This is a genomic window from Mycobacterium sp. UM_Kg27, assembly GCF_000972905.1.
Classification (GTDB): Bacteria; Actinomycetota; Actinomycetes; order Mycobacteriales; family Mycobacteriaceae; genus Mycobacterium.
Window position 1 is genome coordinate 1 of the sequence record NZ_JRMM01000178.1, and the last position, 6,911, is coordinate 6,911.

Sequence of the window (6,911 nt, forward strand, 5' to 3'; positions counted from 1 at the left end):
AGCCACTGCGAACGCAACAACTTGTACAACAGATCAGTGCTGATATTGCCCGACCCGACAATCGCCACTGAGGCCTTAGCAGCCATGAACGCTCCTCAATTCGAATCTATGCGAAAACCAGCCGGACCGAACCCAGCCCGGAGAACTCGGCAACACAGTCGTCACCGGCATGTACATCGATGGCCCGGGTCGCGGTGCCCGGCAACACGATGTCGCCGGCCTTCAACCGCACCCCGAAGCTTTCCACCTTGCGAGCCAGCCAGGCCACCGCGGTGACCGGGTTGCCCAGCACCGCGTCACTGCGGCCCTGGGCGACCACCTCGCCGTTCTTGGTCAAGGACGCGTCGATGTTCTTGATGTCGATGTCACCGGGCTTGACCCGCTGCTTGCCCAGCACGAATCCCGCCGATGAGGCGTTGTCGGCGATGGTGTCGCAGAGTTTGATCTTCCAGTCGGTGATCCGGCTGTCGATCAGTTCGATCGCCGGGGCGAAGGCCTCGGTCGCGGCCAGCACGTCCTCTTCGGTGCAGTCGGCGCCCGGCAGATCCGCGGCCAGGATGAAGGCCACCTCTACTTCGATCCGCGGGTAGAGGTAGTTCGACGCCTTGACCGGGGAGTCCTCGAACACCTGCATCTCGTTGAGCAGGTGCCCGTAGTCCGGTTCGTCGACGCCCATCATCTGCTGCATCGCCTCGCTGGACAGGCCGACCTTGTGTCCGACGACGCGGGCGCCCTCGGCGATCCGCTGGCGGATATTGATCAGCTGGATCTCGTAGGCGTCGACGACGTCGATACCGGGCTGAGCCGCCGTCAACGGAGAGATCGGAACCCGACTCCGCTCCGCTTGCGCCAACTCGGCAGCGAGTTCCTCACGGATCTGGGCGCTGAGCATCTTCGATGGTCCCCTCGGGTGGTGTTGAGCGGATGAAACGAGCCGTTCAGCGGCAATTCTATAACGTGTTCTAAAACGCCAACACGGAGACGAGGCCGCAGCCCACCGTGGCGGCGCCGCTGACCGATCTGCCCTACTTCACCCGCTGCAAGATCGGCGGTTCCTGATCACCGACCACCGGTGTAGTCGACGTGCCAGTGTTTGATGCCATTGAGCCAACCCGAACGCAGCCGCTGCGGGCGGTCCAGTGGCTTGAGGTCGGGGATGTTGTCGGCGATCGCGTTGAAGATCAGTCCGATGGTCATCCGTGCCAGATGTGTGCCGATGCAGTAGTGCGCACCAGTACCACCGAAACCGACATGCGGGTTCGGGTCACGCAAGATGTTGAACTCCTGCGGCTTGTCGAACACCGTCTCGTCGAAGTTGGCCGCGCGGTAGAACATCACCACCCGCTGCCCCTCTTTGATCAACGTGCCGTTCAGGTTGTGATCACGCGTTGCGGTGCGCTGAAACGATGTCACCGGAGTGGCCCAGCGCACCACCTCGTCGGCGGTAGTCGCCGGACGTTCTTTCTTGAACAGCTCCCACTGCTCGGGATGCTCGGTGAACGCCATCATCCCCTGGGTGATCGAGTTGCGCGTGGTTTCGCTGCCGGCCACCGCCAACAGGATGATGAAGTAGCCCAGCTCGTCATCGCCCAGCTTCTCGCCGTCGACGTCGGCCTCGACCAGCGTCGTCACGATGTCGGGGCCGGGGTTGCGCCGCTTGAGCTCCGCGAGCTTGAGCCCATAGGTGATGATCTCCAGCGCCGAGGCCGCAGGGTCATAGTGCGCGAATTCGGGGTCGTCGTACGACGTCATCTGGTTGGTCCAGTCGAACAACTTGCCGCGGTCCTCCTGCGGCACCCCCATCAACCCCGCGATCGCCTGCAACGGCAACTCCGAGGCCACTTCCACCACGAAGTCCCCGCGACCGCGCGCCAGCGCCTCTTTGGTGATGGCCTGCGCCCGCGCCTGCAGGTCATCGTGCAAGGGCAAGATGTGTCGCGGCGTAAAGCCACGGGAAATGATCCGCCGCTGCCGCGTGTGCTTCGGCGCGTCCTGGTTCAACATCAAGATCCGCTGCGCGTCGAGCTGTTCACGGGTTGTCTCGTCATGGAACCTGGGGATCGCCCCGTTGCGCTCACTGGAGAACACGCCGTCGAGCCGCGAGATCTCCTTGACGTCCTCATGGCGGGTGATCGCCCAGTAACCGCCGTCTTTGAAGCCGCCACTCTTATCGTCGGGCTGCTCGATCCACTTGATCGGCTCACTGCGCCGCAGTTCGGCGAACTCCGCATCGGGCAGTCGCTCGGCATAGATTTCCGGATCGGTGAAGTCGAAACCGGCCGGAATACCGGTGGCTGACGGGATAGTAGGGCTGGCCACGATGACAACTCCTCACTACTGAACCGCAGGAGAAACGATACGTTCTAGCGCCAGTAAAGCATGCCTTCACCTGAGACAAAAGGGCAGAAAGGCCCTGCGTCCAAGCCGGAACTAGAACACGTTCTACCGTGTCGCCAGGTGGCCATGACCTGGCCGAAACCCAGGTGTTACCAGCAGGGTAGGGAACGGTTGCACGGGAGCCGCGCGCGCGATAAGCCCAGCCAACTGGCGCCCGGGCGGGGCAATTCTATAACGTGTTCTACATGGCCGAACAGGAGTACGACGTCGTCGTGGTCGGAAGCGGCGGCGCCGGGATGGTCGCCGCGCTCACCGCCGCCCACCACGGACTGTCCACCATCGTCATCGAGAAAGCCGCCCACTACGGCGGCTCGACCGCTCGCTCCGGTGGTGGCGTGTGGATCCCCAACAACGAGGTGCTGCAGCGCGCCGGCGTCAAAGATGACGTCCAGGCTGCTCGCACCTATCTGCACACCATCGTCGGCAACGTGGTTCCCGCCGAGAAGATCGACACCTATCTGCAGCGCGGGCCGGAGATGCTGTCGTTCGTGCTGAAGAACTCGCCGTTGAAGATGTGCTGGGTTCCCGGTTACGCCGACTACTACCCCGAGCAGCCCGGCGGCAAGCCCACCGGCCGTTCGATCGAGCCGAAGCCGTTCAACGCCAAGAAGCTGGGCGCGGACATGAACGGCCTGGAGCCGGCCTACGGCAAAGTGCCGCTGAACGTCGTTGTCATGCAGCAGGACTACGTCCGGCTCAACCAGCTCAAGCGCCACCCGCGCGGGGTGCTGCGCAGCCTGAAAGTGGGCGCCCGCACCATGTGGGCCCAGGCCACCGGCAAGAACCTGGTCGGGATGGGCCGGGCTCTGATCGCCCCGCTGCGCATCGGCCTGCAGAAAGCCGGAGTTCCGGTGCAGCTCAATACCGCGCTTACCGACCTCTACGTGGAAGACGGCGTGGTCTCCGGTGTCTACGTCCGGGCGGCGGGCGACTCCGAGTCGAGTGAGCCGCGGCTGATCCGCGCACGGCGCGGGGTCATCCTGGCCAGCGGCGGGTTCGAGCACAACGAACAGATGCGGGTGAAGTACCAGCGCGCGCCTATCACCACCGAATGGACCGTGGGCGCCAAGGCCAACACCGGCGAGGGGATCGTGGCCGGCGAGAAGCTCGGCGCCGCCCTGGACATCATGGAGGACTCCTGGTGGGGGCCGACGGTGCCGCTGCCCGGGGCACCGTGGTTCGCGCTCTCGGAGCGCAACTCGCCCGGATCGATCATCGTCAACATGGCCGGCAAGCGGTTCATGAACGAGTCGATGCCCTACGTCGAGGCCTGCCACCACATGTACGGCGGCGAGTTCGGTCAGGGCCCCGGCCCCGGCGAGAACATCCCGGCCTGGCTGATCTTCGACCAGCGCTACCGCAACAACTACATCTTCGCGGGATTGCAGCCGGGACAGCGGATCCCGAAGAAGTGGCTGGAGTCCGGGGTGATCGTCTCCGCCGACACCCTGGAAGAGCTGGCGACCAAGACCGGCGTGCCGGCCGCCGCACTGGCAGCGACCGTCGAGCGGTTCAACGAGTTCGCGCGGACGGGCGTGGATGAGGACTTCCACCGCGGCGAGAGCGCCTACGACCGCTACTACGGTGACCCGACCAACAAGCCGAACCCCAACCTGGGCCAGATCGCGCAAGGCCCGTTCTACGCGGCCAAGATGGTGCCCGGTGACCTGGGCACCAAGGGCGGGATCCGCACCGACGTCAACGGCCGGGCACTGCGCGACGACGACAGCGTCATCGCCGGGCTGTATGCGGCCGGAAACGTCAGCGCACCGGTGATGGGCCACACCTACCCCGGCCCCGGCGGCACCATCGGACCCGCCATGACGTTCGGCTACCTGGCCGCCCTCGACATCGCCGGAAAGGCCTGATTATGGCGATCGATCTCGACGTCGCACTGGGAGCAGAGTTCGGCCAGGTCGAATTCTCCTGGACCGCAACCAATGTGCAGCTTTACAACCTGGCGCTGGGCGCCGGGTCGGACCCGATGGATCCGCGTGAGCTGAGCTACGTGGTGGACCGCACGCCGCAGGTACTACCGACCTTCGGCTGCGTCGCAGCCTCATTCAACGAGGTGGACCCGCCGAAGGTGAGCTGGCCGGGGATCGAGATCGACCTGGCCAAGATCCTGCACGCCTCGGAGAAGGTGACCGTGCCCGCGCCACTGCCTCCATCGGGCAGCGCCCGCGCGATCAGCCGGATCGTCGAGGTGTGGGACAAGGGCAAGGCTGCCGTGGTGGTGCTCGAGACCTCGGTGACCAGCACCGACGGCACGCCACTGTGGACGCAGCACCGGTCCATCTTCGCTCGCGGCGAGGGTGGCTTCGGCGGCGAGCGCGGGCCGTCGACGTCGAGCGAACTGCCCGACCGGGCACCGGATTTCGAAGTCGACATCCCGGTGTCCCCGCAGCAGGCACTGCTCTACCGGCTCTGCGGCGACCGCAACCCGCTGCACTCCGACCCGGCGTTCGCGGCCGCGGCGGGCTTCGACCGGCCGATCCTGCACGGCCTGTGCACCTACGGCATGACCTGCAAGGCAGCGGCGGACACCGCGCTGGACGGCGACGCCGGCGCGGTCCGTTCCTTCGGCGCCCGGTTCGCCGGCGTGGTCTTCCCCGGCGAGACGCTGCGGGCCCGGCTGTGGAAAGACGGCGATCGACTGGTGGGCAACGTGATCGCACCCTCGCGTGACGATGCCGCCATCCTCAATGATGTGGAGCTTGTTACGGCATAGCTACTTCGACCTGAAACGGGCTTCTGGTGAGCGTGGCTTGGAGTGGTCACGGCCGGGATGAGCGAGTCTGTCATGTGATTGAGCCTTCAGTTTCAGTGGACACCCGAGGCAGCGGTGCACGGGTTCGCTGGGAGGAAGTGGGTATGTCCAGGGCTCACCTCGAGCGCCCCTGATCGAATGGGCGATCTACCAAGCCGGTGGGCCGGTGGGCGTCGAGATCGACGAGGGTGGCCACCGGAACGAACCGCCGTGGGCTGATTCCGGCCAGTCGCTGCCGACGCATGGAGGCTGCCGCGGTCTTACCGGAAATGACTTCCCCGTCCTCACTCGGATCTGCAGATCAGCCCGGATCGCGGTGCGCCGTACACCTGACCGGAGACGTCATGGAAACGCCGGTCATCGGCACGATGGCGAGTTGACCTTCTCGACTTCGATGACCCGGTACGCTTCCACCGTTCCGTTCGGAGGCGACGAAGCTGCGGATTTTTCAAAAGCTGCCCGCCCGAACGCAATTCAGCGTTCTCTTCGCTCAACAGCACCCGCTCAGGACGCTCGTCAGCATTAAGCGCCACACCATTATTGTCGGCGTCGGACACCTCGCCGGCGGGGCGCACCCAGCGGCCCAACGCTTGCTCACCCACACCGATCTCGGCGGCCACATGGGCACGGGCCGACCGGTCTCGACTACCAGGCGGCCCGCCTGCCCCTGAAACGCCGGGGCGTACGTCTTGCGCTTGCCCGACATACGGACATCCGCCTCACGGGAACAGCAGTACCACCAGTCACGTGTCCACCAGCAGTCCTCGGCGTCCACGGCCAGCGCACAACTCTTATCGTTATTGATAATGATTTTCATTTTCAGTATGGTGAGCTCTATGACCGCGCCTATGTGGATGGCATCTCCTCCAGAGGTTCATTCAGCTGCGTTGAGCAGCGGCCCTGGGCCCGGCCCACTGTTGTCCGCCGCCGGCGCATGGTCATTGCTGAGCCTTGAGTACACCGCGATCGCCGAAGCGCTGCGGGAATCGTTGGCCGCCACCGAGGCCGGGGCATGGCAGGGACCCAGCGCCGCGAGCTACCTCGCCGCGCATCTCCCGTACCTGGCGTGGCTGACCAAAGCCAGTGCCGACAGCGCCGCGCATGCCTCCCTGCACGAAGCAGCGGCTGCGGCCTACGTCACCGCGCTGGCGACCATGCCGACGTTGGCAGAGCTGGCCGCTAATCACGCCAGCCATGGTGTATTGGTCGCGACCAACTTCTTCGGCATCAACACCATTCCGATAGCGCTCAACGAAGCCGACTACCTCCGAATGTGGGTCCAGGCCGCGACCACTATGGCCACCTACGAAGCGGTGTCCGGCGCAGCATTGGCCTCGGCGCCGCAGCCGGCTGTAGCGCCAACGATCGTCGACCACAGTCACGACGACCACGAGCACGACGAGCACCACGACCACGAGCACGAGCACGAGCACAACGACGACGACGACCTGGATGGCGGTCACAACCACGATCACGCCAGCGAGGGCCTGGATCCGACTGACCCGAGATGGTGGGTGGCCGTATGGGGCGAACTGGGCTACTACGCCGAAGTGCTGCTGATCGACCTGCTGACCAATCCTGGCGCGTTCATGACCGACCTCACCTGGATCATCGCCGACCTGACGTTCCATGCCGCCCAACTCGCGCCGCTGCTTAGCCAGCTGGCCCCGGCGCTGCTGCAGACGGCGCTGGCCTTGTCCATCAGCAACCTGGGTCTGTCTCTTATACACATCTGACGCTGCCG

General features: G+C 65.1%; 6 protein-coding genes and 1 pseudogene. 3 read left to right on the plus strand and 4 right to left on the minus strand.

Annotated elements, in window-relative coordinates; translation table 11 throughout:
• The 3 genes from LI94_RS24705 to LI94_RS19480 all read right to left on the minus strand — a co-directional run.
• On the minus strand, positions 1–86 hold an 86-nt coding region (locus LI94_RS24705), incomplete at its 3' end, for a hypothetical protein (RefSeq protein ID WP_239651268.1).
• A gap of 20 nt (positions 87–106) precedes the next feature.
• Positions 107–892 (minus strand): 2-keto-4-pentenoate hydratase, encoded by a 786-nt coding sequence (locus LI94_RS19475; protein ID WP_046302225.1) that lies wholly within the window; start codon positions 890–892, stop codon positions 107–109.
• A gap of 167 nt (positions 893–1,059) precedes the next feature.
• Positions 1,060–2,319 carry a cytochrome P450 gene (locus LI94_RS19480; protein WP_125078940.1) on the minus strand — a complete coding sequence of 420 codons (1,260 nt, stop codon included), beginning with the start codon at positions 2,317–2,319 and terminating at the stop codon, positions 1,060–1,062.
• A 263-nt stretch (positions 2,320–2,582) separates the two neighbouring features.
• On the opposite strand from LI94_RS19480, the gene kstD reads away from it, so the two are divergent.
• Positions 2,583–4,265 carry a 3-oxosteroid 1-dehydrogenase gene (kstD, locus tag LI94_RS19485; protein ID WP_046302228.1) on the plus strand — a complete coding sequence of 561 codons (1,683 nt, stop codon included), beginning with the start codon at positions 2,583–2,585 and terminating at the stop codon, positions 4,263–4,265.
• Positions 4,266–4,267: 2 nt separating this feature from the next.
• Positions 4,268–5,128 (plus strand): MaoC family dehydratase, encoded by an 861-nt coding sequence (locus LI94_RS19490; protein WP_046302226.1) that lies wholly within the window; start codon positions 4,268–4,270, stop codon positions 5,126–5,128.
• 323 nt (positions 5,129–5,451) lie between these two features.
• On the opposite strand, the gene LI94_RS23345 is transcribed toward LI94_RS19490, so the two are convergent.
• Positions 5,452–5,787 carry a hypothetical protein gene (locus LI94_RS23345; protein ID WP_152664880.1) on the minus strand — a complete coding sequence of 112 codons (336 nt, stop codon included), beginning with the start codon at positions 5,785–5,787 and terminating at the stop codon, positions 5,452–5,454.
• A 216-nt stretch (positions 5,788–6,003) separates the two neighbouring features.
• On the opposite strand from LI94_RS23345, the pseudogene LI94_RS25125 reads away from it, so the two are divergent.
• Positions 6,004–6,882, plus strand: a pseudogene (locus LI94_RS25125) (PPE family protein); the annotation flags it as partial.
• Between the last annotated feature and the right edge of the window lie 29 nt (positions 6,883–6,911).